Source organism: Bradyrhizobium sp. USDA 223, from assembly GCF_044909005.1.
Lineage (GTDB): Bacteria > Pseudomonadota > Alphaproteobacteria > Rhizobiales > Xanthobacteraceae > Bradyrhizobium > Bradyrhizobium yuanmingense.
The window spans coordinates 2,015,877-2,041,718 of sequence record NZ_JBIYDR010000001.1 but is presented as its reverse complement, the minus strand read 5'-3'; the positions used below and the strand labels follow the sequence as shown (position 1 = coordinate 2,041,718).

23 protein-coding genes are annotated in these 25,842 nt (G+C 65.0%); 7 read left to right on the top strand and 16 right to left on the bottom strand.

Annotated features, from left to right (window positions below; genetic code table 11):
• Window positions 1-144: 144 nt before the first annotated feature.
• Window positions 145-1,389, top strand: coding sequence for an MFS transporter (locus tag ABIA40_RS09280; RefSeq protein WP_275499958.1), 1,245 nt, complete (start codon window positions 145-147; stop codon window positions 1,387-1,389).
• Window positions 1,390-1,503: 114 nt separating this feature from the next.
• On the opposite strand, the gene ABIA40_RS09275 is transcribed toward ABIA40_RS09280, so the two are convergent.
• Window positions 1,504-2,763 (bottom strand): adenylate/guanylate cyclase domain-containing protein, encoded by a 1,260-nt coding sequence (locus ABIA40_RS09275; RefSeq protein ID WP_404540741.1) that lies wholly within the window; start codon window positions 2,761-2,763, stop codon window positions 1,504-1,506.
• Between the two features lie 164 nt (window positions 2,764-2,927).
• On the opposite strand from ABIA40_RS09275, the gene ABIA40_RS09270 reads away from it, so the two are divergent.
• Window positions 2,928-4,085, top strand: coding sequence for an MFS transporter (locus tag ABIA40_RS09270; RefSeq protein ID WP_404540739.1), 1,158 nt, complete (start codon window positions 2,928-2,930; stop codon window positions 4,083-4,085).
• A gap of 31 nt (window positions 4,086-4,116) precedes the next feature.
• On the top strand, window positions 4,117-4,308 hold the full coding sequence (locus tag ABIA40_RS09265; protein WP_157283483.1) for a hypothetical protein: 192 nt from the start codon (window positions 4,117-4,119) through the stop codon (window positions 4,306-4,308).
• 195 nt (window positions 4,309-4,503) lie between these two features.
• Here ABIA40_RS09265 and ABIA40_RS09260 read toward each other — a convergent pair whose 3' ends face one another.
• From ABIA40_RS09260 to dmeF, 4 genes are all read right to left on the bottom strand, one after another.
• The gene (locus tag ABIA40_RS09260; RefSeq protein WP_404540737.1) at window positions 4,504-6,504 is read right to left on the bottom strand and encodes a hypothetical protein; all 2,001 of its coding nucleotides are present in this window, start codon (window positions 6,502-6,504) and stop codon (window positions 4,504-4,506) included.
• A gap of 36 nt (window positions 6,505-6,540) precedes the next feature.
• Window positions 6,541-7,689, bottom strand: coding sequence for a phosphatase PAP2 family protein (locus tag ABIA40_RS09255; RefSeq protein ID WP_404540735.1), 1,149 nt, complete (start codon window positions 7,687-7,689; stop codon window positions 6,541-6,543).
• A 39-nt stretch (window positions 7,690-7,728) separates the two neighbouring features.
• Window positions 7,729-9,561, bottom strand: coding sequence for an adenylate/guanylate cyclase domain-containing protein (locus ABIA40_RS09250; protein WP_404540733.1), 1,833 nt, complete (start codon window positions 9,559-9,561; stop codon window positions 7,729-7,731).
• A 288-nt stretch (window positions 9,562-9,849) separates the two neighbouring features.
• Entirely contained in the window at window positions 9,850-10,812 is a 963-nt protein-coding gene (dmeF, locus tag ABIA40_RS09245; RefSeq protein ID WP_404540732.1) for a CDF family Co(II)/Ni(II) efflux transporter DmeF, read from the bottom strand.
• A 194-nt stretch (window positions 10,813-11,006) separates the two neighbouring features.
• On the opposite strand from dmeF, the gene ABIA40_RS09240 reads away from it, so the two are divergent.
• The 3 genes from ABIA40_RS09240 (at window position 11,007) to ABIA40_RS09230 (ending at window position 13,559) form a co-directional block, all read left to right on the top strand.
• Window positions 11,007-11,825, top strand: coding sequence for a chromate resistance protein ChrB domain-containing protein (locus ABIA40_RS09240; protein ID WP_404540730.1), 819 nt, complete (start codon window positions 11,007-11,009; stop codon window positions 11,823-11,825).
• Window positions 11,825-13,207: a chromate efflux transporter gene (chrA, locus tag ABIA40_RS09235; RefSeq protein ID WP_404540729.1), complete on the top strand. Its 1,383-nt coding sequence runs from the start codon at window positions 11,825-11,827 to the stop codon at window positions 13,205-13,207. Before ABIA40_RS09240 ends, chrA begins: the two co-directional genes overlap by 1 nt.
• An 88-nt stretch (window positions 13,208-13,295) precedes the next feature.
• Window positions 13,296-13,559, top strand: a complete 264-nt coding sequence (locus ABIA40_RS09230) for a hypothetical protein (protein ID WP_404540727.1) — start codon at window positions 13,296-13,298, stop codon at window positions 13,557-13,559.
• Between the two features lie 634 nt (window positions 13,560-14,193).
• Here ABIA40_RS09230 and ABIA40_RS09225 read toward each other — a convergent pair.
• The 5 genes from ABIA40_RS09225 to recO all read right to left on the bottom strand — a co-directional run bounded on the left by ABIA40_RS09225 (window position 14,194) and on the right by recO (window position 21,142).
• Window positions 14,194-15,735 (bottom strand): GMC family oxidoreductase, encoded by a 1,542-nt coding sequence (locus ABIA40_RS09225; protein ID WP_404540725.1) that lies wholly within the window; start codon window positions 15,733-15,735, stop codon window positions 14,194-14,196.
• A 4-nt stretch (window positions 15,736-15,739) separates the two neighbouring features.
• Entirely contained in the window at window positions 15,740-17,290 is a 1,551-nt protein-coding gene (locus ABIA40_RS09220; RefSeq protein WP_404540723.1) for an ABC transporter substrate-binding protein, read from the bottom strand.
• A gap of 391 nt (window positions 17,291-17,681) precedes the next feature.
• Window positions 17,682-19,940 carry a DNA topoisomerase IV subunit A gene (gene parC / locus ABIA40_RS09215; protein WP_404540721.1) on the bottom strand — a complete coding sequence of 753 codons (2,259 nt, stop codon included), beginning with the start codon at window positions 19,938-19,940 and terminating at the stop codon, window positions 17,682-17,684.
• A 64-nt stretch (window positions 19,941-20,004) separates the two neighbouring features.
• Window positions 20,005-20,289 carry a hypothetical protein gene (locus tag ABIA40_RS09210; RefSeq protein ID WP_404540719.1) on the bottom strand — a complete coding sequence of 95 codons (285 nt, stop codon included), beginning with the start codon at window positions 20,287-20,289 and terminating at the stop codon, window positions 20,005-20,007.
• 100 nt (window positions 20,290-20,389) lie between these two features.
• A complete protein-coding gene (gene recO, locus ABIA40_RS09205) occupies window positions 20,390-21,142 on the bottom strand; it encodes a DNA repair protein RecO (protein ID WP_271538098.1) in 753 nt (250 codons plus the stop codon).
• Between recO and ABIA40_RS09200 the strand changes: the two genes are divergently transcribed.
• Window positions 21,098-21,505, top strand: coding sequence for a hypothetical protein (locus tag ABIA40_RS09200; protein ID WP_404546460.1), 408 nt, complete (start codon window positions 21,098-21,100; stop codon window positions 21,503-21,505). The two genes, recO and ABIA40_RS09200, sit on opposite strands and share 45 nt — an antisense overlap.
• 4 nt (window positions 21,506-21,509) lie before the next feature.
• Here ABIA40_RS09200 and ABIA40_RS09195 read toward each other — a convergent pair whose 3' ends face one another.
• From ABIA40_RS09195 to ABIA40_RS09170, 6 genes are all read right to left on the bottom strand, one after another.
• The gene (locus tag ABIA40_RS09195; RefSeq protein WP_275510117.1) at window positions 21,510-21,890 is read right to left on the bottom strand and encodes a hypothetical protein; all 381 of its coding nucleotides are present in this window, start codon (window positions 21,888-21,890) and stop codon (window positions 21,510-21,512) included.
• A gap of 21 nt (window positions 21,891-21,911) precedes the next feature.
• A complete protein-coding gene (gene era, locus ABIA40_RS09190; protein ID WP_157287362.1) occupies window positions 21,912-22,838 on the bottom strand; it encodes a GTPase Era in 927 nt (308 codons plus the stop codon).
• The gene (rnc, locus tag ABIA40_RS09185) at window positions 22,828-23,649 is read right to left on the bottom strand and encodes a ribonuclease III (RefSeq protein ID WP_271538101.1); all 822 of its coding nucleotides are present in this window, start codon (window positions 23,647-23,649) and stop codon (window positions 22,828-22,830) included. The genes era and rnc overlap by 11 nt, the downstream gene beginning before the upstream one ends.
• The gene (gene lepB, locus ABIA40_RS09180) at window positions 23,646-24,410 is read right to left on the bottom strand and encodes a signal peptidase I (RefSeq protein WP_036015031.1); all 765 of its coding nucleotides are present in this window, start codon (window positions 24,408-24,410) and stop codon (window positions 23,646-23,648) included. Before lepB ends, rnc begins: the two co-directional genes overlap by 4 nt.
• Window positions 24,411-24,659: 249 nt before the next feature.
• A complete protein-coding gene (gene acpS, locus ABIA40_RS09175) occupies window positions 24,660-25,079 on the bottom strand; it encodes a holo-ACP synthase (protein WP_025036721.1) in 420 nt (139 codons plus the stop codon).
• A complete protein-coding gene (locus tag ABIA40_RS09170; protein WP_157287360.1) occupies window positions 25,076-25,828 on the bottom strand; it encodes a pyridoxine 5'-phosphate synthase in 753 nt (250 codons plus the stop codon). Before ABIA40_RS09170 ends, acpS begins: the two co-directional genes overlap by 4 nt.
• Between the last annotated feature and the right edge of the window lie 14 nt (window positions 25,829-25,842).

Genomic DNA, 25,842 nt, shown 5'->3' with positions numbered 1-25,842 from the left:
CTTATTGCAACTCATTTGCAACTGCATCTAGCGGCGAACGTACCGCCGCGGATTGTGGGGAGATCGCCTCTTGTCGGGAAGCGGGTGGGTTTGGTGGTCATCGGGGGCCAACATCGGCAAATTCGCCTTTACGGGATATGCGCCATGTCAACGCCGCCTCGCCTCCCTGACACTTTCAACCGCCTCGCCTGGTCCAATCTCGCAGCGCAGTCGGCCGAGCAGATTGCGCTCGCGGCAGCGCCCATCGTCGCCGTGCTGACGCTGGGAGTGGCCGAAGGGCAGACCGGCCTGCTCCAGACCGCACTCACCCTGCCCTTCGTCCTGTTCGCCATCCCCGCCGGCGTGCTTGCCGACCGAATTTCCCGCCGCAGGCTGATGGCGAGCGCCGAGGCGCTGCGGGCGGTGGCGCTCGCGGCCGTCGTGCTGCTGCTCGCGCTGGGAGCCCTCAACCTGCCGCTGCTGGCCCTGCTCGGCTTCGCCGCCGTGTGCGGCACCGTCGTTTACAGCGTGGCAGCACCGGCGCTGGTGCCCTCGCTGGTGAGCTCCGACCTGTTGCCGGCGGCCAATGCGCGCATCGAGCTGGCGCGCACCATCGCCTTCGCCAGCGGCCCTGCCCTCGGCGGTGCGCTGGTTGGGTGGTGGGGCGCGAGCCCGGCGTTCGGCTTTGCCGCGGCGCTCTCGGCCATCGCGGTCGTGCTGCTCTCCGGCATCTACGAGCCCGCACGCGCGCCTGCGCCCCGGCGGCATCCGCTCCAAGAGATCCGCGAGGGCGCGGCCTTCGTGTTTCACCATCCGCTGCTGCGGCCGGTCTTCATCACCCAGTTCATCTTCAACACCGGCTGGTTCCTGCAGATCGCCGTGTTCGTGCCCTACGCCGTGCGCCATCTCGGTCTGAGCGCCGCCGGTGTCGGCACGGTGCTGACGATGTACGGCGTCGGCATGGTGATCGGCGCGCTCCTCGCCACGCGCGTGATGAAGCGCATCGCCTTTGGCACTGTGGTGGGCCTCGGCCCCGTCGCCGGCTTTGTCGCCGCCTTGGTGATGGCGCTGACGGTGCTGGTCCCCTCGCCCTGGCTCGCGGGCTTGAGCTTCTTCCTGCTTGGCGTCGGCCCGATCCTGTGGGTGATCTCGACCACAACGCTGCGCCAGTCCGTGACGCCGCCGCGCCTGCTCGGCCGCGTCTCCGCCATCAACATCATGAGCTACAGCGCCCGCCCGCTCGGTTCAGTGCTGGGCGCGCTCGTCGGCGGCCTCTGGAGCGCGGAGGCATGCCTCTATGTCGCCGCCGCATTGTTCGGCATGCAGGCGCTGGTGATCCTGCTGTCCCCGGCGGTGGGACTGGACCGGCAGCCGGACATGGTGGGAGACGAGGTGGCGGCGCGGTGCTGACCACAAGTGCATTGCGAGGAGCGTAGCGACGAAGCAATCCAGGGTCCCTCCGTCGCGGGACTCTGGATTGCTTCGCTGCGTTCGCAATGACGGCGTCTGTTGAGGCCGCGGAGACTAACCCGCCAGATAGCGCTCGTAGCTGCCCCTGACCGGCTCGCTCGCGTCGACTTCCGGATCAAGCGTGTAGAGATCCTGCGCGCGGCCGATGCCGCGCAGCGCGTAGCGGCCGGTGGAGACGAGGTAGCGGCGGCCGGCGGCATCGAGGCCCTTGTAGAATTCGGTCGAGGCCAGGAGCTCACGATCGACCGAGCGGCTCATCGAGGCGATGCGGCTGACCTCGTTGACGGTCGGGCCGACCACGGTGAAATCAAGCCGGTCCTCGCTGCCGATATTGCCGTAGAAGACCTCGCCGACATGCAGGCCGATATAGGCTGACGTGGTCGGACGGCCCTCCGCCGCCCGCCGCTCGTTCAGCGCAGCGACATTCTTGCGGAACAGGTGCTCGGCGCGGAGCGCGGCCCGCCGCGCATCCGCCATGTCCTCGCCCCAGAACATCGCGAGCACCCCGTCGCCGATCAGCTTCAGCACGTCGCCGCCGGCTTCGTGGATCGGATCGATCACGGCCTGCGCATAGTCGTTGAGGAATGGGATGATCTCGTCGGGACCGATGCTCTCGCTGATGCCGGTCGAGCCGCGCAGGTCCGAATACCACAGCACGGCATTGATGCGCTCGGTGACGCCGCGCGAGATGCGCCCGCGCAGCACCTGCTCGGAGGCGTCGCGGCCGAGATAGACGCGGCCGAGCGTGCGCGCGATGTCGACCTGCTGCGCCGACTTGATCGCGAGCCCCAACACCGGAACCAGATCGCGCAGCGCTTCCAGCTCCAGTCCGGAGAACCCGCTCGCGCGGCGGGTGGTCCAGCAGGAATAGAGGCAATCCATCAGGCCGAGCGCGCCGTTCTCTCCGAAGCGGTGGACGAAGGCGAGATAGTGCTTGTGGCCTTTCTCGGCGAGCTCGCCGATCTGCGAGAAATCCATCGACGGCGCATCGGCGAGATCGATCACCATCTCGTCGTGGCCATTCTCGAGCATGTGGAAGAACACCGAGCGGCGCCAGCTCTTGGCGGCGTCGCCGTCGGCGGTCGAGCCGTATTCGAAGGCATCGCTCTCGTTGCTGGGACGATCGCTCCAGCGGAAGCCGCGGCCTTCATAGATCGGATGCAGCGTGTCGATGACGACGAGGCCACGCGACAATTCCAGCCCCTCGGCGCAGCAACGCTCGCAGAAGCCGCGGAGCAGTTCAATTTCGGGCAGGCCCGTGAGCCCCTGGCCGGTCAGCCAGTTCATCAGCGTAAGGCGCGAGGTCAATTGCATGCGCCATTATGGCGTGCATTCGTGACGAGCGGAAGGCGGATGTCCGCATACAACCCAAAGGCTCCCCGCCGGCAGCAGGTCGAATATGCCGCAGACGCGGTTGACGCGCTCTCGCCGCGGGCTGCAAATGCGCCGATGACACGGCCGATCGGAAATACGAGGACATGACCCAGCGCCAGCTTCCGATCATCCTGGCGCTCGGCACCACGCAGACTCTGGCCTGGGCCTCCAGCTATTATCTGCCGGCGCTGCTCGCCGATCCAATGGGACGCGAGCTCGGTGTCTCCTCCAACTGGATCTTCGGCGCGTTTTCGGCCGCGCTGGTGCTCTCCGCAATGCTGGGCCCGCGCATTGGACGGCAGATCGATCTCGTCGGCGGCCGTCAGGTGCTGTCGGCGTCCAACGTGACCATTGCCGCCGGCCTCGTGCTGCTTGGCATCTCGCAGTCGGTGATGGTGATGGCGATCGCCTGGCTGGTGCTCGGCATCGGCATGGCAATGGGGCTCTACGATGCCGCCTTCGCCGCTTTGGGGCGCATCTACGGCACCGAGGCGCGCAGGCCGATCACCGGCATCACGCTGATGGCGGGCTTCGCCTCCACCGTCGGCTGGCCGCTCACCGCCTGGGGCCTGTCGCATTTCGGCTGGCGCGAAACCTGTTTTGCCTGGGCCGCTGCCAATATCCTGATCGGCCTGCCGCTCAATTTCTTCATGCTGCCGGTCATCAAGGGCGCCAAGCAGGCGGCAGCCGCGGCCGCGAAGCCGCATGTGCCGCTCGACCGCACCATGATCTTGCTGGCCTTCATCTTCGCTGCGGTCTGGACTGTCACCGGCGCGATGGCCGCGCATTTTCCGCGCATCCTGGAGGCGATGGGGGCAACGCCCGCCGAGGCGATCGCGGCCGGCGCATTGATCGGGCCGGCGCAGGTCGGTGCACGCATGTTGGAGGCCGGCTTCCTCAGCCGCTTCCATCCGCTGTGGTCGACGCGGCTCGCCTGCCTCACCCACCCGCTCGGCGCCGTGATCGTCGCAATCTTCGGCGGCGCTGCGGCGAGCGCGTTCGCGTTGTTCCACGGCTCCGGCAACGGCATTCTGACGATCGCCCGCGGCACCCTGCCGCTGTCGATCTTCGGCCCGAAGGATTTCGGCTACCGCCTCGGCATCATCGGCGCGCCGGCACGGATGGCGCAGGCGGTGGCGCCGCTCGCCTTCGGCCTGCTCATCGACCTCATGGGCGCCAAGGTGCTGATTGTCTCATCCGCGCTCAGCCTCTCGGCGCTGGCCGCGCTGTTCCTGATCCGCGCCGGGCGGCGGCCGGATTGACCAGACCTTAGCTTTCGCGCACAAGCGGGCTATGAGCGACGACAACAGCCCGCCCCGCACATTCAAAGGCCTCGTGCGCTGGGCGACCACGCCGCCGCAGGCTTGGGGCGTTTATCTGCTCGCGATCCTCCTGGTCTGGCTGATCTCGTTCTATGCCGGCACGCTGAAACCGAAGAAGACGCCGGAGGCGAGCCCGCCGACAGCAACCGCGCCGAAGGGCTAAGCCACCCTTAGACGCCGGCAATCCATTGTGCCGACGTGAAGTGCTCGAGCGGTGCAAAGCTGCCCTTCGCCAATCCAGCCAGCACCAGCACGACGGCGAGCGTGTCGGCAATCTTGTGCATCGAGGCCGGGCGGCGGCCGGATTGACGCTTGCCCCGACCGGATGCCCTTCCTGTTGGCGCGCTCTTCGACCACATCATGGCGGATAGAGATCGCCATCACCTCGCTTCTCGTCCGGAGGACTGGTTGGCGGATCGTGTGCCGTTAAAGGCACCCCGTTCGCAACCAGTCGCGCGAGCTGCGGCGCGGCGGCGCTGGTACCGACGAGGCGAAACACGGCGCCGCTTCGATTGCCACCGGCGCGTACGCCCTGGAGAGCATCCGACTCGTCGCAAAACAGCGCGTAGTCGGGACCAACTCGCCGTGGGAGGGGCCCGGTTCGTGCGCGGCCCGCCGACGAATAAGGCGACTTGCGTTTCGGCGCCGACAGAATATAGCCGCCCGCCACGTGCACACCCGCGACGCTGTCCGTACCAATCCCGTTAAGGGTGCCCAGGCGAGAAACAAGCGACCCGGTCTTGTCGAACTCTCCACCGGCATATTTGCAGCCGGCCTCGGCCGCGCGGGCCGTCTCCCAGCCGGCATCGACAAAATACGAGCGCTTCGCGCCGGTGCGCATGTTCATGTTCGGATCGGTACGAGCCACATAGGCATGAACCTCGTTCCCCGCCTCGATGCCCTCGACCTTGATCTTCCAATTCCCATGTTTGGGCACCATCCCGGCTCCGGCGATGGTGGGCTCGACCGCAAGCAGCCACACCCTGTTGTCACCCCAGTCAACCGGGGCATACGCGCCGGTGTAGGGCGGAAGAGCGGGTACCGCGGGCGGTGGAGGTGGGGGGCCGGGGGGCGCAGGACCGGTGGTCGACGAGGAGCTACAACCGCCCGGCGAGGTGAGCGTAACAACGACATCGTCGCTGTGGTTCTTCTTCATCCAGACTTCGACAAAGCAGAGCACGGTGTTGTCGGGAGGAAGGCGCCAGGTCCATTCGACATGATCGGGGTCTGCCATGGATTGCCTGAGGAAACGGACGTGGCCCTCGCTCAGATACGTGTTGCCGGCGGACAGGAAGATATCAAGCTTTGGATTTCCGGAAGTACCGTCATAGTAAGTGACAAGCTCCCTCAGCTTCTCCTCGAGCGGCGCGGTGCCATCGTGAGGTCCGGTCGTCGGTCCGTAGCTGACATTGATCACCACGTTCGTTATGCGGGAATCGACAAATGACATGATGTATTCGATTGCGTCCGCGACGTAACCCTTCAGCCAAACGCCGGTCGCATCACGAAGACAACTCTCCGGAAACTGCACGAACACGATATCGGCTTCGCAAGCGGGATCGGTCAAGGGATCTCCGGGATTCCAACTCGGCGGATCGCGCCGCGCGATGCGCGCCGAGGGCGGTATGCGTCCCGCGAGGACGTCCATCACGTGTGCGCCATGCGAACGCTGATGCTTCAAGCTCCTGAAACCCGCATCGGCGTAGCAGCCATCCTCGTCGACCGTGTTCGCCCTCTTGTGCAACAGGATCCAGTCGTCGAGCCCGATCACGCCTGGTACGGATTCGCGAAAGAACTCGAGGCCGTAATTGAAGTCGAACGGCTTCTCGCCGAAAACGTCGGCGCCGACCGGGATCGGGGCTCTGGCTGGATCCTCGTTCTGGTCCCAGATGCCGCGCACGCGTGTCCCGGTTGCGACACCCGCGGTCCATTTGACAAACGGAGCGGCGGCGAACGGACAGCCATCGTCGATCACGCCGATGAGGAGAGATGTTGGTGGTTGTTCGCTCGCGGACCTAACCCGCTGCGCCCCCTTTTCTATGGCTGTCGGCTTCAACGGAAGCGACAACTCGACCCGGGATACGTTGTCGTTCCATGCCCGGAAACTTTCCGACCTGACGGCCGCCTTGTAAGCCCGTATGGTCAGATATCGCGAGTTCGGACTGGTCAATCCGAATTCGGCGCCGAAGATGTCACGACTTAGAGCTCTCACAAAGTCACCGGCCAGCCCGGCGTGCTTAAGCTCCACGAACAGGAATAGCTTGGACTCCCGCTCGTCGAAAAAGTCGAAGTTCTTGAATTCGCTCGCGATTGCGTATCGGAGATACGGGTCAAAGCATCTCGGCAATTCCTCGGCCATGGAATGCACTCCACTTCGGCTGCAGGGACGTGTTTCCTACGGAAATCTTGTCGAAACTTCGTAGTAGGCCTTGTCCCATAGTTCCTTCATTAGGAGGGACTGCGTAACAGTCCCTCCTGTGGTTTCCGAATAGAACTTGTTGGCATTGAGCGCCTGGTCAGCGTGGAAGGGATTGAAGTCCGTCCTGGAGTTGCTGTCCGCGTAGCCCGCGTTGAACGTGCGGCTCTTGGTCCCTGTGCTCCCCAGACAACGGCCGACGAAGTACTCGCCCAAGGCGATACCCAGCATCCGCCCTGCCATGCTGTCGACCGGAAAATGAACTCCGGCCACGACCCGATTGGTTGCGATCCGTGCGGCCTGCCGGTCGAGCTGCTCGACGATCTCCGGGAATCCGGATGTCGACTTCTGCAGGCTCAATAGCCGTTTCAGCACGTAGGCCACCGCATAGGCCTGCGTTGCATGTCCGCTCGGGAAGCTTCCGTGTCCCGGCGTCGTGAGCATCGGCTGTATCTCGGCGTTGTATTCGACCGGCCGCCAGCAGGCCAGCGCATGTTTGAAGCGCATTTCCACGTAGACGCAGAATTGCAGGACCATGTTGATGAGCTCGAACGTGCGCCTGGTCCTCTCGGGATGCAGATAGACGATCGAAGACCAGAAGGCATACTGGGGATCGATCTGCGCCATGATTTCCGTGGCGCGTTCGTTGCGCAGCTCGGCCCAACTCAGGACCATCGCAATCTGGTCTTGAAACGTCGACGCGCTCGGACGTCCGATCTCCGCAATCACGTATGCGGGCGACCGAACCAGGAATGCGTTTGGATCGGTAGCCGACACCTGAAGGGTGATGCCCTGCAGCATCTCCCCGACCGCCGTGTAGGCGCGCACCCACGGCTCCCAGCGATCCAGTTGGGCGGGGTCGTCGATCGTTGTCGGCAAGCCCGGCGCGTAAAAATAAAAGTATGGAGGTGTCGAAATTTCGGGAACAACGATCGTCCCTTCGCGAGCGTGGATGAGTGCATCCACCATGATGGGATTGGCCCAGACGTCGCCGAGCGTGCCAATTATCGCCCCACCGGCCCCTCCAGCGCCGCCCGCTCCGCCTGCACCTCCTGCCCCCCCTGCGCCGCCGGCTCCGCCAGCACCACCTGCACCGCCTGCTCCTCCCGCCCCGCCTAGTTGAGCCATTGCCTGCCTCCTTATGAAAACAAGTCGGTATGAGGTTAGTTAGCCTGTCGTCGGTAGTCCTGCCACTTCGAGGCAACGAGCCCAGTGCCTGCCTGTTTCGAGATGCGCATTGGGGAGGCGCCCGATGTATCGATCTACGGTCAAATGCGGCTCGAGCTCGCGCATCTTGCCCAAGGCTTCGCGGGCCTCCGCGACCCGTCCCTGCGAAACGAGTGCGATAGCGAGGACCCGCCACGTGGACGGATGCATGCGATTGAGAATGAGAGATGAGCGCGCGAGCTCTTCCGCCTCGTCGTATCGATGCGCCGATAGAAGCGCCGTGGCGCCCAGGGACTCGAAATAATACCGCTGCGGATCGAGCGGGGAGAGTTTCAGAGCGCGCCGCGTTGCGTCCACGGCTGCCTCGCCGTCGCCTTTGAAGGCGTCGACGGTGCCGCGGTAGAGCCAGCCCAACGCGTGGCTGGGGTTGGCATCGACGGCCTGCTCACACCGCTTTCGGGCAGCGTCCAGGTCCTTCAACATGTGACAATAGACGAAGCCTTCGGTCGCAAGCGCAAGCGCGTCGGACGGGTCACGGTCGAGCGCCGCGCGAGTGGCGCTCAAGGCCTCGGCGGCCTCGCGTTTGCGGTCCTCGGACCAGCCGCGCGTCATGCGCAGGATGTACCAGTTGGCGAGCCAGGCGCGCGGGGCAGCTATTCGGCCGTGGCGATTGATCAGTTCCTCCAGCACCGTCCGGGTCTGGAGAAACTCCTCTCTGCTCGACCGGTGCATCAGGCGGATGCTGCCAAGCAGCAGCGAGTAGCTTTCTAGCGTCGGTAACGGCTGGGTCAGGATATGCTCGACCTCGGCATCGAAGACCGACAGATGCACTGCAGCGGCGATGCGGTGAGCCAGTTCGCTCTCCGGCTGCAGCAGATCGCCGATATTGCCGCTCAGGCGGTCGGTCCAGACGACTTGATTGGTTCGCGCCGCGGACAGCTCCGCCGTCACCAGAATCCGGTCCGCATTGACCACATAGCTGCCGCTGAGAATGTAGGTGGCACCGAGATGCGCCGATACTTCCGCCACATCGCTGACCCTGCCGCGAAATATATTGGTCGACAGACGCGAGATCACCTTGAGGTTCGCCGATCTGGAGAGGCACCAGATCACGCTGTCCGCGATCAGGTTACCGACGTCGAGATGCTCCTCCGCGTCCTTGCGCGCGTCGAAGGGGATGACGGCGATTGTCGGCTCCATGGGAGTTCCATAGTCTCGCCGAGCTGCGAGGCTTGGGTGTGGACTGGCCGGACCAACGCGGTAGGCGCGAACCGGCTTGTCAAAGTGCTTGAGGATACAGTCGCCCAAATCTTCGCACAGCGCATCCACTCCGTGCGTCAGCTCGTCGCGCGCCGCCTCGCTGCCAATCGTCTCCCCCGGACTGGCCAGGCTGGCAAGAGCTGTCGCCAGTTGCTCATGCGCGGCCTCGCTGGCGATGGTTTCACCGGGACCGGCAAGAGTTGCGAGCCGGGCTGCGAGGTTGATACCGGTGCCATAGATGTCGGTGCCGTCACTCCAGGCGGTGGAGGAGTTGATCCCCGCACGAAGCTGGAAGTGTTCATCTTCAGGCCGCCCGGTGTTCTGAACGGAGATACTCCGGTGCATTTCGGCGGCGGCATTGACGGCATCGCGCACGGATTCGAAGCGGGCCATGAGCCCGTCTCCGAGGCTCTTCACGAGGCCGCCGCGATAACGCGGCAGAATTTGGCCGGTGGCAAGTTGGACGAAGTCGGTCCATCGACGCACCGCGGACGCCTCATGCTCCCGCATCAGACGCACGGACTCGACGAGGTCGACCAAGAGGACCACGGTGTCCTGCTGCACGAGGCCCATTGCTCGTCTCTCCGAAGCCCGGCCTCCGCTGACCGGGCTCTCAGGTGAATGGCCCTTAAGGCCGGTACTGCTTCACTTCCTTGATGTTGACCGGACCTTGCCCGGCAGTTGCGAACTCAGCGCACGCACGCCCTCATCGAGCGCACGTCAATCCATACTGCGCAGCTGGCCGCTCGGTTATGAACCAGATCACGATTTGCGAAACGCCCGGGTGGGTCGCAATCGCGACAACTCAAAATGAAAACGCAAACTTCTTCTCGTCATGCGCGAAGTCACGTTCACTCACCGCTAATGCGGGCAGGTCTCGACCTCGACCGTGACGTGGCTGAGGCCCTTCAGCCCCGCGAGCCGCCGCTTGTAGACAGCCGGCTGCTTCGGCTTGTCCGACACCACCGAAAGCAGCACGGCACAATGGCCGGGGCCGACCTGCCAGAGATGCAGGTCGGTGACGCGATCCTCACCGACCTCCATGCGGGCGCGGATCACCCGCTCCAGCTTCTCGTCGGCGCGCACGTCCAGCAACACCGCACCCGATGATTTGATCAGGCCGAATGCCCAGCTGGCGATCACGGCGCTGCCGATCAGGCCCACCGCCGGGTCGGCCCAGATCCAGCCCGAATACATCGCGACGGCAAGCGCTGCGATCGCCAACACGGACGTTGCGGCATCGGTCATGACATGGACATAGGCCGCGCGGAGGTTGTTGTCGTGGTGATGGTGGTGACGATCGTGCTCGTGGTCATGCCCGGCGTGGTCGTCGTGCGCATGGCCATGACCGTGATGGTGATGATCGTGGCTGTCGCGCAGCAGCCACACGCTGGCGAGATTGACGCACAGTCCGAGAGCAGCCACGGACATGGCCTCGCCGTAGACGATCGGCACCGGATTGATCAACCGCAGCACGCTCTCATAGGCGATCTCGACCGCGATCAGGCCGAGGATGATCGCGCTGGCGAAGGCGGCAAGATCGCCGAACTTGCCGGTGCCGAAGGTGAAATGCGCATTCCCCAGATGCCGCCGCGCGAAGCGATAGGCGAAGGCGGCAATGCCGAGCGCCGCCGCATGGGTGCCCATGTGCCAGCCGTCGGCGAGCAGCGCCATCGAACCGAACAGCGAGCCGGCGACGATCTCGCCGACCATCATGACCAGCGTCAGCACGACCACGAACCAGGTGCGGCGCTCGTTGTCGTCGTGCTTCTCGCCCAGGAAGGCGTGGTCATGGGTCCATTGCTCGATGGAATGGGAATGCATCGAATTCTCCCGAAGATTCAGCTCTGTTGGCCTCCAATATAGACGGCAGGCACCAATTTTCTAAGGACCAATGGTCCCGCGGATTGACAGTGCTTCTTAGTTTCGCTGTAATCTGTGCCATGGGGATTTGAGCGATCTCCCCACGAGGCGACAGGCCCAAGCATCGCGTCCCGTTTGGTTCTCGAGGACGCATCATGTCTACATTCACGACCATCTCATCCGACAAAATGGCACGGCTGATCGGCACGGCGAATGCGCCGGTTCTGATCGATGTGCGCACCGAGCAGGATTTCGTCGCCGACCGGCGGCTGATTCCCGGCTCCATCAAGCTCGGCCACGACAACGTGGCGGAATGGGGCGGCGCCTTCGGCGGCCGCCGCGCCGTGGTCTCCTGCCTCCGCGGCGAGAAGCTCGCGCAAGGCACCGCGGCCTGGTTACGCCAGCTCGGCGCGCAGGCCGAAACGCTGGAGGGCGGCTTCGAGGGCTGGAAGGCGGCCAAGCTGCCGCTGGTCGACGCCCGCAAGCTGCCGCCGCGCGATGCCAAGGGGCGCACCGTCTGGGTGACGCGGGCGCGGCCGAAGGTCGACCGCATCGCCTGCCCGTGGCTGATCCGCCGCTTCATCGATCCGGCCGCAGTGTTCCTCTATGTCGCGCCGTCCGAGGTGGTCGCCGTCGGCGAGCGGTTCGGCGCAGCGCCCTTCGACATCGAGAACGTGTTCTGGAGCCACCGCGGCGAGCTCTGCACCTTCGACGTGATGATCGAGGAGTTCGGCATCGCGACTCCGCCCCTGCTGCGCCTCGCGACGCTGGTGCGCGGCGCCGACACCGCGCGACCCGACCTCGCACCGGAGGCGCCCGGCCTGCTCGCAGCCTCGCTCGGGCTGTCGCGCATGTATGACGACGACCTCGAGCAGCTCGAGGCCGGCATGCTGCTCTATGATGCCTTCTACCGCTGGTGCCGCGACGCCACCACCGAGACCCACAACTGGCCGACCAACAAGGTGAAGGCGTAATGGACGTTCGCGCCGATCAAACGGGAGCTGGTGCCGGTCACGGCATCAGCTTCAGCGAAGCTTTCCGCGTCTGGCTCCGTGTCGCCTGCTTGAGCTTTGGCGGGCCCGCGGGCCAGATCGCCGTGATGCACCGCATCCTGGTCGAGGAGAAGAAGTGGATCTCCGAGGGCCGTTTCCTGCATGCGCTGAACTATTGCATGCTGCTGCCGGGACCCGAGGCGCAGCAGCTCGCGACCTATGTCGGCTGGCTGATGCATCGCACCGCCGGCGGGCTGATGGCGGGCGGGCTGTTCATCCTGCCCGGCATCATCGCCATCATGGGCCTCAGCTACATCTATGCTGCCTTCGGCAATGTCAGCTTCGTCGAGGCGCTGTTCTTCGGGCTCAAGGCGGCCGTGCTCGCCATCGTCGTCGAGGCCGTAGTGCGCGTCGGCAAGCGCGCGCTGAAGAACCGCATCATGATCGCGCTCGCGGCCGCGGCCTTCGTCGCGATCTTCTTCTTCGCGGTCCCCTTCCCGATCATCATCATCGCTGCCGGCCTCATCGGCTATGCCGGCGCCCGAAGCGGCCGTCCGGAATTCGCGCCGGCCGGCCACGGCCATGGCGGCGGCGGCGCGATCGACAGCATGCTGGGCGAGGCCGTGCCCGATCACGTCCGCCCCAACACGGCGCGCGCGATCCGCGTCGGTGCATTGTGGCTGGCGCTTTGGCTGGTGCCGGTGATCGCGCTGCTAATGGGCTTCGGCGAGGCCAACGTATTTAGCCAGATCGCCTTGTTCTTCTCGAAGATGGCGCTGGTCACGTTCGGCGGCGCCTATGCGGTGCTGGCCTATGTCGCCCAGCAGGCGGTCGAGCATTATCATTGGCTCAAGCCGCATGAGATGCTCGACGGTCTCGGCATGGCCGAGACCACGCCGGGCCCGCTGATCATGGTGCTGCAATTCGTGGGCTTCATGGCGGCCTATCGCGACCCCGGCGGACTGTCGCCGATGCTGGCGGCAACCTACGGCGGCCTGCTCGCGACCTGGGTCACCTTCACGCCCTGCTTCCTCTGGATCTTCGTCGGCGCCCCCTATATCGAGCGCTTGCGCGGCAACACCGGCCTCGCCGGCGCGCTCAGTGCGATCACCGCCGCCGTCGTCGGCGTGATCCTCAACCTCTCGATCTGGTTCACGCTGCATACCCTGTTCCGCGAGACGGTGCCGGTGCATGCGTTTCCGCTGAACTTCGACATGCCGGTGCTGAGAAGCGTCGACGTGCCGGCCCTGGTGCTGGCGATCGCGGCGGCCACCGCGATCTTCCGCTTCAAGCTCGGCATGCTGACGGTGCTCGCGGGCAGCTGCGCGGCGGGCGTGGCGTTGCGGATGGCCGGGGTGATCTGATGCCAGGGACGTGACTAATCGTGAGTCCAGGATGAGTTGGAACGCCGCGGCCGAACGCCACCTAAGCAGGGGGTTTGGAGAAACAGCGATGCGTTTCATTCTGGCTTTGAGTTTTCTGATCACCTTGGTCGGCGCTGCCGACGCCGCACAGCCGCGTCATTCACACCGGCGGCACGCGATTGTGCATTCCGGTCAGGGTATGGTCCCGTCCGGTCCAGCTTCGGGCTTCGCCTACGCGCCGCCGCCGGAAACCTCAGCTTATCCTGGCGCCACTGAACCTTATTTCGGCGCTTCTCAAGGTTACGCGCCCGGCGAAAAGGAGCGGTTTCTCCGCAGCTTGTTCAGTCCATAGACCCGTTCCACCTTGGGCCGGCTCGCTGATGCCGCGGGAAAGCTGCTGAGTCGAACTCAGCAGCCTTCCCTTATTCATGTATAAGCTTCACGTATAAGCGCCGACGTTTGTTAGCGTCGGGTTGGATCGTTTGTGCCGCCCGGACGGATGGTCTGAGGACCGCCCTGGCCGGAACCCGCGCCACTGCCGCCGGCGCCTACGCTGGATCCCGTCGAACTGCCGGTACCTGCATCGCCCGCTCCTGTTCCACCCGCCGCGCCGCTCGTTCCGCCGCTGGTTCCTCCGGCCCCGGCGCTAGCGCCCGCACCTGCGCCGCCCGCTCCACCTGCGCCTGCCCCGCCTCCGGCACCTCCGCCCGCCTGCGCATGGGCGAACCCGATCGACGCGCCAGCAAGCAACGCACACATGGCTACTGAGAAGATTGTCTTTCGCATGGTTCAAACTCCGATTGACGATGACATGCCAATCGAAGCCGCGCGCAAACGTTCCTGATGATATTCGTCGGAGGCTTTCAACATCGCTAGGAACGATGTTGCGCAACGTTCAATTGATTCCAGTCCCGCGGCCACTCGACGTACCCTTCCGCGTAGCGCGCACGACTCATCACATGGCGGGCTTCGATCCTGGCCGCCGGCTACCGCATCATCATCCGCGCGATCGCTTCCCCGATCGCCACCGTCGTGAAGTGCGTGTTGGCGCGGCAATCGGACGGCATGATCGAGGCGTCGGCGACGCGAAGGCCGCTGATCCCTTTCACGGTACCGTCGGGGTTGACCACGCCATCGTCGTTCCCGCCGCTCATGCGGCAGCTGCCGGCGGCATGCTGGATGTCGCCGGTCTCGCGGCGCAGCACCGCGTCGAGCTCGTGATCGGGCAGGCTGGCGGCCTGCGGCAGCGTCAGATCCGTGTCAGCGAGCCTGATCCAGTCGGCGATGCCTGACAGCGCCGGCTGCGACGTGATGACCGCGAGCCGTTTCACCGCATCGATCATGCGCAGCATGTCGCGCGGATCGGCCAGCATGTTCTCCTCGACGACCGGATCGATCGCAGGATCGGTCGAGGTCAGCTTGAGCGTCCCGCGCGAATAGGCGTTGAACAGCCCCGCGCCGATCGCTCCGGGGTTCCCGATGCCGCGATGATTGAAGGCGATCAGGATCATGTCGCGCTTGCCGCCATTGGCGAGGCCGGAGGAATAGGTCACGCAGCAATTGGTGTGGCGCGTATCGGGATCGGTGGGACGAAGCTCGTCCCGGAGCTGGATCGTGGCGCGAAACAGCGGATGATCGAAGAAATGGCGGCCGACCGGCAGATCGCGCGCGACCGCGATCCCCATTGCCTTCAATTCCTCGGCCGGCCCGATGCCCGAGCGCAGCAGGATCGCCGGACTGTGGATGGCGCCGGCGCACAGCACGATCTGGCGTGCGCTGATCTCGTGGGTGCCCTGCCCCTCGACATGAACGCGGACGCCGGTCGCCCGCCCGTCGCTGATCAGCACGCGATCGACCAGCGCATGCCCGCGGATCTCCAGGTTGGCGCGCCCGCGCGCGGGCTCGAGATAGCCCTCGTTGGTGGTGATGCGGCGCAAGTTGCGGCTGTTGATGGGGTAGCACGCAACGCCCTCGCCGTCCGGACCATTGACGTCGGCGCACCAGGGATAGCCGCTCGCCAACGCCGCATCGCGCAAGCCGCGATCGATCGGGCCCCACTTTTCAGGAGGCGCGCGGTAGACCGGCAGCGGCCCGCCGCGGCCATGGCCCTCGACATCGCCGAATTCCAGATCGTCCTCGATCACCGAGAACAGCGGCATCACCTCTTTCGCCGACCAGCCGGTGCAGCCATTGGCCGCCCATTCGTCGAACGCGTCGGCAACGCCGCGGATCGCGATCTGGCCGTTCATCATCGACGAGCCGCCGAGCCCCTTGCCGCGCCAGTAGAAGCGCGGCTCCTGCCCCGCGACGCGGCGCGTCAGAAGATCGGGCCATTGCCATTTCTCCTGATACTCGCGCTTGTGGATGATCGGGATCGGATTCGGCGTCCTAACCTCCCAGGGCGCCTCGTCGGCGCGCCAATCGAGCCCCGCTTCGAGCAGCAGGACCCGCCGTGCGGGATCTTCGGAGAGCCTTGCGGCCACGGCGGCGCCGGCGGAGCCGCCGCCGACAACAATGACATCGTGCATCGCGCTACTTCTCAACGTTCCAGAACACCGGGATGGCGGACGGTATCAGACCGCGCAAAGTCGCGCGATAGGCGGCCGGCTGCGCGAACTGGCCCCACGGGATTCCGGGCGCCTGATCGTACATGACGGCCTGGATCTCGCCCGCGATCTTCTTCCGGTCCGCCTCGGCCGGCGCCTTGGCGAAGGCTTCCATCAGCGGGGTGATACGCGCATCGCATTGCCAGCCGGTGAAGTCGGCACAGTTGAAGGCGACCATGACATTGGTCAGCGGCGAGCCGAGGTCAAAGCCGCCGGCGTGAACGCCATAGACGCTCCAGCCCTCCTTCTTGGCGCGGCGCGCCAGCACGCTCGCCCAGTCCATCACCTGCAGATCGACATTGAAGCCGGCCGCCTTCAGCCGCTCGGCGAGCACCTGCGCCGAAACGCGCGGGGCTTCGAGATCGTTGGCCTGCATCACGATGACGGGCTCGCCGGCATATTTGGTCGCCTTCAGTGCAGCCTTCGCCGCTTCGATCGAAGGCTTTGCGGCGGCTTCCGTGCCGGCCTTGCTCTCGTATGTGGTGCCGCAGGTGAAGTAGGTCGCGCAAGGGGTGGCGTATTTGGCGTCGAGCCCGAGCGCATCCAGCACTTCGCGCTGGTCGACTAGCTTCCACAGCACGCGGCGGATTTCCGGATCATCGAACGGCTTCGATGCGGCGTTGAGACGGTAGGCGCCGGCGAACATGTTGCCGCCGGTGAAGTTGACGAGCTTGACGCGCGAGTTCTTCTCCAGCTGCGGCAACAGATCGAACGGCGCGTACTGCATGAAATCGACTTCGCCGGCCTGCAGCGCAGAGGCTGCGGTCGCACCATCGGGAATGACGCGGATCTCGAGCGTGTCGACATTGACGCGCTTGCCGCCGGCCAGGAAGTCCGCGGGCTCGGGGCGCGGCACATAGTCGCCGAACTTCTTCAGGATCATGCGGTCGCCGGTGCGGTGGTCGGCCTTGCTGTAGACGAACGGGCCGGAGCCGACGATCTCGGTGATGCGCTGGTCGCCGGGCGTCTTCGCGATGCGCTCGGGCATCATGAAAGCGACCGGGCTGACGGGATTGCCGAGCGCGTCGATGACGAGCCCGGACGGCTCCTTCAGCGTCAGCACGAAGGTTTTCGCATCGACCGGCTCGAGCGACGCCGTGATCGCAAAAATGCGGCGGCCGAGCGCGCTGCGGGTGCCCCAGCGGCGCAGCGAGGCCACGCAATCGGCTGATGTGACGGGCTGGCCGTCGTGCCATTTCAGGCCGTCGCGCAGCGTGAACGTATAGGTCAAGCCATCGGGCGAGACCTTCCAGTCCTGCACCATTTGCGGCTTGATGTCGCCCTTGGCATCCTTCGCAAACAGCGTGTCGAACACCATGTAGCCGAACGTGCGCGAAATATAGGCCGTGGAGAAATGCGGATCGAGCGTGACGATCTCCGCCTCGAGCACCGCGACGAGATTGCCCGCCGCATGCGCGGGCGCCGCCACCAGCGCAAGGCCGAACAGCGCGGGAATAAAAGCCTTCAGTTTGAGCATTGGGTGTTTTTGCCTTTGACCAGCCGTTTGCAGTCGTCAGGAAAAAGCAATGTTCGTGCCCGCACGTATGCGCTCATAGCTAGCTGCCACGCGTTTGCAGGATTCACACTTTTAAGTTGGTGAGCGGCGCTATCGCACCTCGTCATTGCGAGCGCAGCGAAGCAATCCAGAGTGTCTCCGCGGTGGGATTCTGGATTGCTTCGCTGCGCTCGCAATGATGGTGGGGAAGCAGAGTGCACAACACTCTCGTGCCCCGGACGCAGCGCAGCGTCACTTCGACGGTGCGCTGCTGAGCCGGGGCCCATGTCGCCGAGCAATCCGTGCAGCGTGGGTCCCGGCTCTGCGCAGCAACGCAAGATGCGTTGCAGCGCATCCGGGACACCAGAGTGCCCTACCCGATCACCCGGCCGAACTTGTTCGACTTCGGGAAGCCCTTCGGTGGCAGGCGGCCGGCGTCGGCGCGCGTGCCCTGCCACTCCGCCAGCTCCTTCATGGTCGCGGAGAATTCGCGTCCTGCGGAGTCCTTCCAGGTCAGGCCCGCCTTGGCGTCGAATACCGTAACGTCGGACAGGCCGCCATCCTTATATTTCTGCAGGCGCACGCCGCGGCCGCGCGCCATTTCCGGCACCTGGTCGAGCGGGAAGACCAGCATCTTGCGGTTCTCGCCGATGACCGCGACGGTGTCGCCCGTCACCTCGGTGATCGCGCGCGCCTCGTTCGGCATGTCGACGTTGAGGACCTGCTTGCCCTTCTTCGTGGTGCCGACGCAATCGTCCTCGTTGACGACAAAGCCCTGGCCTTCGTGGCTGGCGACCAGGAACTTGCGTCCGCCCTTGTTGACGAACAGCGCGACGGGCGCGGCCTCCTGCTCCAAATCGATGAACAGGCGGATCGGCTCGCCGTGACCGCGGCCGCCAGGCAGCTTGGCAACGTCGAGCGAGTAGAACTTGCCGTTGGTGGCGAACAGCAGCAGCTTCGAGGTCGTCTCGGCGAAGAACGCGAAGCCGAGCTTGTCGTCCTGCTTGAAGGCGAGGCCCGAGAGATCCTCGACATGCCCCTTCATGGTGCGGATCCAGCCCTTGTCGGAGACGACCACCGTCACCGGCTCGCGCTCGACGAAGGCCTCCTCGATCGCGGCGAGGTCGTGCTCCGGCGCATCCGCAAAGGTGGTGCGACGCTTGCCGAGCGGCGTTTTCGGTCCGAACATGTCGCGGACCTTGCCGACCTGCTCGCCGACCTTCTTCCACTGCTCGGCTTCGGAGGCGAGCACCGCATTGATGCCCTTGAGCTCGGCGCGGAGGTTCTTGTCCTCGGTGCGGATCTCCATCTCCTCGAGCTTGCGCAAGGAGCGCAGGCGCATGTTGAGGATGGCTTCCGCCTGTACTTCGGTGAGCCTGAACGCCTTCATCAGCTCGGGCTTCGGCTCGTCCTCGGTGCGGATGATCCTGATCACCTTGTCGATGTTCAGATAGGCGATCAGGAAGCCGCCGAGCACTTCCAGCCGGTGCTCGATCTGCGCCTTGCGATAGTTGCTGCGGCGGATCAGCACGTCGCGCAGATGGTCGAGCCATTCGCGCAAGCACTCCGCGAGCCCCACGACCTTGGGGATGCGCCCCTTGATCAGGACGTTGAGGTTCAGCGGAATCTTGTTCTCGAGCTCGGTGAGGCGGAACAGTGATTCCATCATCAGCGCTGGATCGACGTTCTTCGACTTCGGCTCGATCACGATGCGGACGTCTTCGGCCGACTCGTCCCTGATGTCGCCGACCAGCGGCAGCTTCTTCTGGTCGAGCAGCTCGGCGACCTTTTCGATGAGGCGCGACTTCTGCACCAGGAACGGAATCTCGGTGACGACGACCACCCAGGTGCCGCGCGAACCCTCCTCCTGCGTCCACCGCGCCCGAACGCGGAACGAGCCGCGGCCGGTGGTGTAGGCCTCCGCGATCGCCTGCTTGGAATCGACGATGATGCCGCCGGTCGGGAAGTCCGGGCCCTTGACCCACTTCAAGAGTGCCTTCGACTTCGCGTCGGGCTTCTCGATCAGGTGCAGCGCGGCATCGCACAGCTCGGCGGCGTTGTGCGGCGGGATCGAGGTCGCCATGCCGACCGCGATGCCCTGCGCACCATTGGCGAGCAGGTTCGGGAAGCCGCCGGGCAGCACGATGGGCTCTTTCGACTGGCCGTCGTAATTGGCGCGGAATTCGACGCCGTCCTCGTCGATGCCCTCGAGCAGAAGCCGCGCGACGTCGGTCATGCGCGCTTCGGTGTAACGATAGGCGGCGGGGTTATCGCCGTCGATATTGCCAAAATTACCCTGGCCGTCGACCAGCGGATAGCGCGAGGAGAAATCCTGCGCGAGGCGCACCATGGCGTCGTAGATCGCCTGGTCGCCGTGCGGATGGAACGAGCCCATCACGTCGCCGACGATCTTGGCCGATTTCTTGAAGGCCGTGCCGGGGTCAAGCCTGAGCAGGCGCATGCCGTAGAGGATGCGCCGGTGCACCGGCTTCAGGCCGTCGCGCGCGTCCGGCAGCGCACGGTGCATGATGGTCGAGAGGGCATAAGCGAGATAGCGCTCTTCCAGCGCCTCACGCAGCGGCACCTCGTGGATTTCAGCCGGTTCTTCCGGCGGAACGATTCGTTTTCCCATGCCGCCCGGTTAAACCGTGGAAGCGAATCGGGCAAGGATCGAATGGTTCCCTGTGGGCGGCCTGCTAGCCTGCCCAGCCGGCTGTGACGGTCTGGGTTGGGGCCGGACCAGGTGTTTGCGCAGGCGCCGGCGCATTGGTCAGGCAACGGCGGGCGGTCTCGATCTCGGCGTCGGTCGCGCCCCGTGACCGCGCCCATGTCTCTGCAGTGGCAGCGGAATATTTCGCCACATAGTACCGCACCACCGTGCACGAGGCCCGGCGAAACGCCCCGGGCTGCGGCTCACCGGCCATGGCGTCGGGCGCGAACGCAAGCAGCGTCGCGGACAAGGCGAATCCCTTGATCAACATTTGGGCTGTCCCCCGATGTGGAACCTGACGGCCAATCCGCTCAGGCCGATTTCGTTCCAGGGAACTGCATGCTGCTGGGCAAGGCTGGCCAGCTATTCCGTCATGGCGCCGGGATCGCCGCTCTCGCCTGCTGCCGCATCAGGGCGTTGATGAAGCCGGCCCGCGCATCGGAATGGCCTTGGCCGCGCGGCTCCAGCACGTGGCGGAGCAGGAACAGGCCGGTGAGCCGAAAACCGTCCTGGAGATCTTGCTCGGTGAGATCGCCCGCCGTTTCGCCCTTGCGCAGGAATGGCGGCAGGCGCAACAGCCGGTCGCGCCACGGCTCGCCCGCTCCGCGCGATACCGCGCCGCCGGATTTTGGCGAGACATAGATCAGGTTCGTGGTCTCGCCGGTCACCGCGCAATTGTCCAGCGCCAGGCCGAAGCCCAGCTCGGCGAGCATCGCCAGCTCGAAATGGATCAGGTGCACGGCCGCGCTGCCGATGTCGTCGAAATCGTCGAGCGAATGTTCGAGCAGCGCAAAGATGTCCTCATGCGGATCGCGCTCCGGCAGCAGCCGCGCGATCGAGGCGAGATGGGTGACGCCATAGACGCCGTGGGACGATGCCAGCAGCGTTGCCGCGCGCAGCTTCAATCCCTCGATCGCATAGGTGCCCAGATGCTCGTCGAGCCGCGCCCGCCACACCGCACTGACGCTGTTCCCCGGCTGCAGCAGCGGCCGCATCCGCGAGCCGGCGCCACCGCGGACGAGGCCGAGATGCCGGCCATGCGCGCGCGTCAACAGCTCGACGATGGCGCTTGATTCGCCATGCCGCCGGACACCCAGCACGATGCCTTCGTCGGTCCATTCCATGTGCTAAGTATAGCGGGATATGCCTTTATGCAGAAGTTCGGACACGCCCGGATTACGATGGCCAGCATCATTTTCGACTTGATCGCGCTCGTTCTCGAATTGGTGTTCTGGGTCGTCTGGGCGGCCTTGCCGACCGTTTTCTATTTCACTGCACTGGCGCTGCTATTCGTAACCACCTTCGGCAGGATCACTGTCGAATTCCCGGAAAGCTTGAGCCGGATCGGCTGGACAGGCCTCTTGCAGATCAGGCGCCCGGTCGAAGGCCGGATGACACTGTCCCCAGCGCTCGGCGTGATCGTGGGCTTCGTCGTCTGGGCCATCGTCGTGAGCGCGGTCGTCATCTTCCACGCCTACCGGTCGTAACGCCTCAGGCGTTGAACCAGCCCTTCGCATCGCCGGTGAAGGAGAAACACAGGCCCAGCGTCGTCAGCACGCAGGAGACGATCTCAATGGCGCTGTCGAGCTCCAAGCCGTTTTGGGCTATGATCCGGGCAAGCCCGATCACCGACAGTGCCTGCGCGACCGTCAACAACAAGCGCGGCCAGTTCTTGCGCCCATGCGCAGCCAGCCAGACGAGATAGACGAAGAGCAGGATCATGACCCCTCCCGTTAACGTCCTCGTCATGATCACCTGCTCGGTCAGCTCGGCATTGGGCGTGCGGTCCTGCACCGCAACGGACAAGGCGTCCAGCATCAACGATGCATAGAGCAGCGCTTCGAAGCGCTGGACGTTGGTAGGTAGGCTCATCGAATGCCGATCTATTCTTGGCTATTCTTTTGGGAAGTCCAGGCCCATCTCGCGATAGCGATCGGGATCGTCGCCCCAGTTCTCGCGTACCTTGACGAAAAGGAACAGGTGCACCGGCATGTCCAGGATCTGCATCAGCTCTTTCCGCGAGTCGGCGCCGATCGACTTGATGGTGGCGCCGCCCTTGCCGAGCACGATCTTGCGCTGGCTTTCGCGCTCGACGTAGATCGTCTGCTCGATCCGCACCGAATGATCCTTGCGCTCCTCCCACTTGTCGGTCTCGACCGTGGACTGGTACGGCAATTCCTGGTGCAGCTTCTGATAGATCTTCTCGCGGGTGATCTCGGCCGCCAGCTGCCGCATCGGCGCGTCCGACATCTGGTCCTCGGGGTAGAGGAACGGACCCGGCGGCACCATGTCCGCGAGCGTCTTGCGGATGTCGTCGACGCCATCGCCCGAGATCGCCGAAATCATGAAGGTCCTTGCGAACGTCATGCGCTCGTTGGCGGCCTGCGCCAGCGCCAACAGCTTCTCGCGCTGGACCAGATCGACCTTGTTGATGACGAGGATCTTGTCGTGATTGACGCTGGCGGCCTTGGCGAGGATCGCCTCCGCCTCCTCGTCGATCCCGGTCTTCGCATCGAGCAGCACGCAGACCAGATCGGCATCATGCGCCCCGCTCCAGGCGGTCGAGACCATGGCGCGGTCGAGCCGGCGCTTGGGCGAGAAGATGCCGGGCGTGTCGACAAGGATAATTTGCGCGTTGTTCTCGATGACGATGCCGCGGATCAGCGCGCGCGTGGTCTGCACCTTGCGCGAGACGATCGTGACCTTGGCGCCGACCAGCGCGTTGACCAGCGTCGACTTGCCGACATTCGGGGCGCCGATCAGCGCGACGAAGCCGCAGCGCGTCGCGCCGGGTGCCCCGCCGCTTGCTTCAACCGTCATTGCTGCCGCCGACGCCTTCGCGTTCGATCATCACTGACGCTGCCACTTTCTCTGCCGCGCGCTTGCTGCCGCCGATACCCTCGGCCGGGGCCAGGCCCGGCAGATCGACGGCGACACGGAACTGCGGATCGTGATGCGGGCCGGTGCGCTCGACCTCGCGATAGACAGGCGTCGGCAGTCCCTTGCCTTGCGCCCATTCCTGCAGCACGGTCTTGGGATCGCGCAAGGGCCGGCGCGGCTTGTGCATCCGCTCGGTCCAGTTGCGCTTGACGAATTCGGCTGCCGCCGCATGGCCGCCGTCGAGGTAGATGGCGCCGATCACGGCCTCGCAGATGTCGCCGAGGATGGATTTGCGCAGGCGGGCATCGGCACTGGAGCCGACCGAGCCCAGCTTGATGTCGTCGACGAGACCGAGCGACTTGGCGACGTCCGCGCAGCTCTCCTTGCGCACGAGCTCGGCAAGCCGCTTGGACAGCTCGCCCTCATCTGCGTTCGGGAAGGCGTGATACAGCATGTCGGAGACGACGAGCCCGAGCACGTGGTCGCCGAGGAATTCCAGCCGCTGATAGCTGTCGCCTCGCTTGCGCCCGGACTTCAGGGCCGAGACATGCGTGATCGCCTGCATCAGCATATTTGGATCGGCGAAGCTGTGGCCGATCCGCGCCTCGAGCGCCGCGTTGGCATTCGTGCCCTTGGCCTTGCTGCTCCGCGGCCGTTTCTTCTTGGCAGGCGCCTTCGCCGCAGCTTCGCCCTCGGGAGCGGCTTGCGCCTCGGTCGGTTGGATCGCGATGTCCTTGGCTTCGTCTTTCATCGGACGATTTTGAAGAACCGATTCCAGCGCACCGCCCACGGCCAGCGCCAGAGCATCCAGGCGTGCTCGCCTTCAGCGATGGAGAAGAAGATCATCTGGGCGCGGCCGATCAAGTGCTCCTGCGGGACGTAGCCGACCTGGCCGAGAAAGCGGCTATCGGTGGAGTTGTCGCGGTTGTCACCCATCATGAAGAAGTGGCCGGCCGGGACGGTGTAGACGTTGGTGTTGTCCATGTAGCCGTTGTCGGCGCAATCCAGCGTCTCATAGGACACGCCGTTCGGCAGCGTCTCCTTCCAGCGCTTCACCCGGGAGATGCCGCCGCCTTCCGAGCCGCAAGGGTCCTCGCCGACATATTCGCTCATGCGCTGCCGCTCGACGGGCGTATCGTTGATGTAGAGCAGCCCGTCCCGCATCTGGACACGGTCGCCAGGAAGCCCGATCACGCGCTTGATGTAGTCGGTGGAATCGTCCTTCGGCAGGCGAAACACGACGATGTCGCCACGAGCGGGGTCCGAGCCCCAGATCCGCCCGGAGAACAGCGGCGGCGAGAACGGAATCGAATAATGGCTGTAGCCGTAGGAATATTTCGAGACGAACAGATAGTCGCCGACCAGCAGCGTCGCCTTCATCGAGCCGGACGGGATGTTGAAGGGCTGAAACAGGAAGGTGCGGATCACGAGCGCGATCAGGAGAGCATGAATGACGACCCGGATCGTTTCGCCGACGCCGCTCTCAGTTTTCGTTCCCGAAGTCACGCTCATTGCTCTCTCAATTCCGGCCGGCGATCATAGAGCGCCCTCCTCCCGCGAACGGCCCACCGGTTCGCGGCGCAAGGAGATTGTCCTGATTCTGATAGTGAGGGCCAATTCCGGCGTAAAGCCGAATTCGCCCAGGCTGATTTGCGTTCGCGGACTTTTAGACGGTTGTCGGAGGCCACGCAATCAAGGATCGCATCAAAACTGATTAAGATATTGATTTACAAAGAAAAACACAAAACGCCCGAGCCGCGATCAAGGTTTCGGCAGCGGGACGGCGGAAATCACGACAAAGGCCTGCGCCAGCGGCCAGTCGTCGGTGATCGAAAGGTCGATCCGCGCCTCGAACCCCTCCGGCGTCAGGGCCTGGAGCCGCGCCAGCGCGCCGCCGGTCAGCTGCATGGTCGGCCGCCCGCCCGGCAGGTTGACCACCCCCATGTCGCGCCACCAGACGCCGCGCCTGATGCCGGTGCCGAGTGCCTTGGAGCAGGCCTCCTTGGCGGCGAAGCGCTTGGCGTAGGTCGCCACCACCATCTTCTCGTTCTTGGCGCGCCGTTCCGCCTTGGCCCGCTCGGCCGCGGTGAAGATGCGGTCGAGAAAACGCTCGCCGTGGCGCTCGATCACCTTGGCGACGCGGGTGATGTCGATCAGGTCGGAGCCGATGCCGATGATCATGCCCGGCTCCGGCCACGATCCATCGCCGCGCGCATGCTGCGCACGGTCTCGGCCAGCCCCACGAACAGCGCCTCGCCGATCATGTAATAGCCGATGTTCAGCTCCATGATTTCGGGCAAGCTCGCGATCTTCTCCGCCGTCGCATAGTCCAACCCGTGGCCGGCGTGAACCTCAAGTTCGGCGTCCTTCGCCAGCTTCACCCCGGCCACGATCCGCTGCCATTCGGCCTCGGCCTTGTCGGTGTGGCCGTCGACGACGGCATCGCACCAGGCACCGGTGTGGATCTCGATCACGGGGGCGCGCAGCCGTGCCGCCATCTCGATCTGGGCGGGATCGGCCGCAATGAACAGCGAGACGCGGATGCCGGCTTCGCTCAGCCGCGCGATATAGGGCGCGAGCGCGTTGTGCTGGCCGACCACGTCCAACCCGCCTTCGGTCGTCACCTCCTGGCGCCGCTCCGGCACCAGGCACACCGCGTGCGGCTTGGTGGCGAGCGAGATCCGCATCATGTCGTCCGTCGCGGCCATCTCGAAATTGAGCGGCTTGGAGATCTCCGCCTTCAGGCGCGCCATGTCCTCGTCGCGGATGTGCCGGCGGTCTTCGCGCAAATGTGCGGTGATGCCGTCGGCGCCGGCCTCGATCGCGAGCAGCGCGGCGCGCACCGGATCGGGATGGCGGCCGCCGCGCGCGTTACGCACGGTTGCGACGTGATCGATATTGACGCCGAGGCGGAGCGGAGGTGCGGGCATTTCAGAACTCGCGA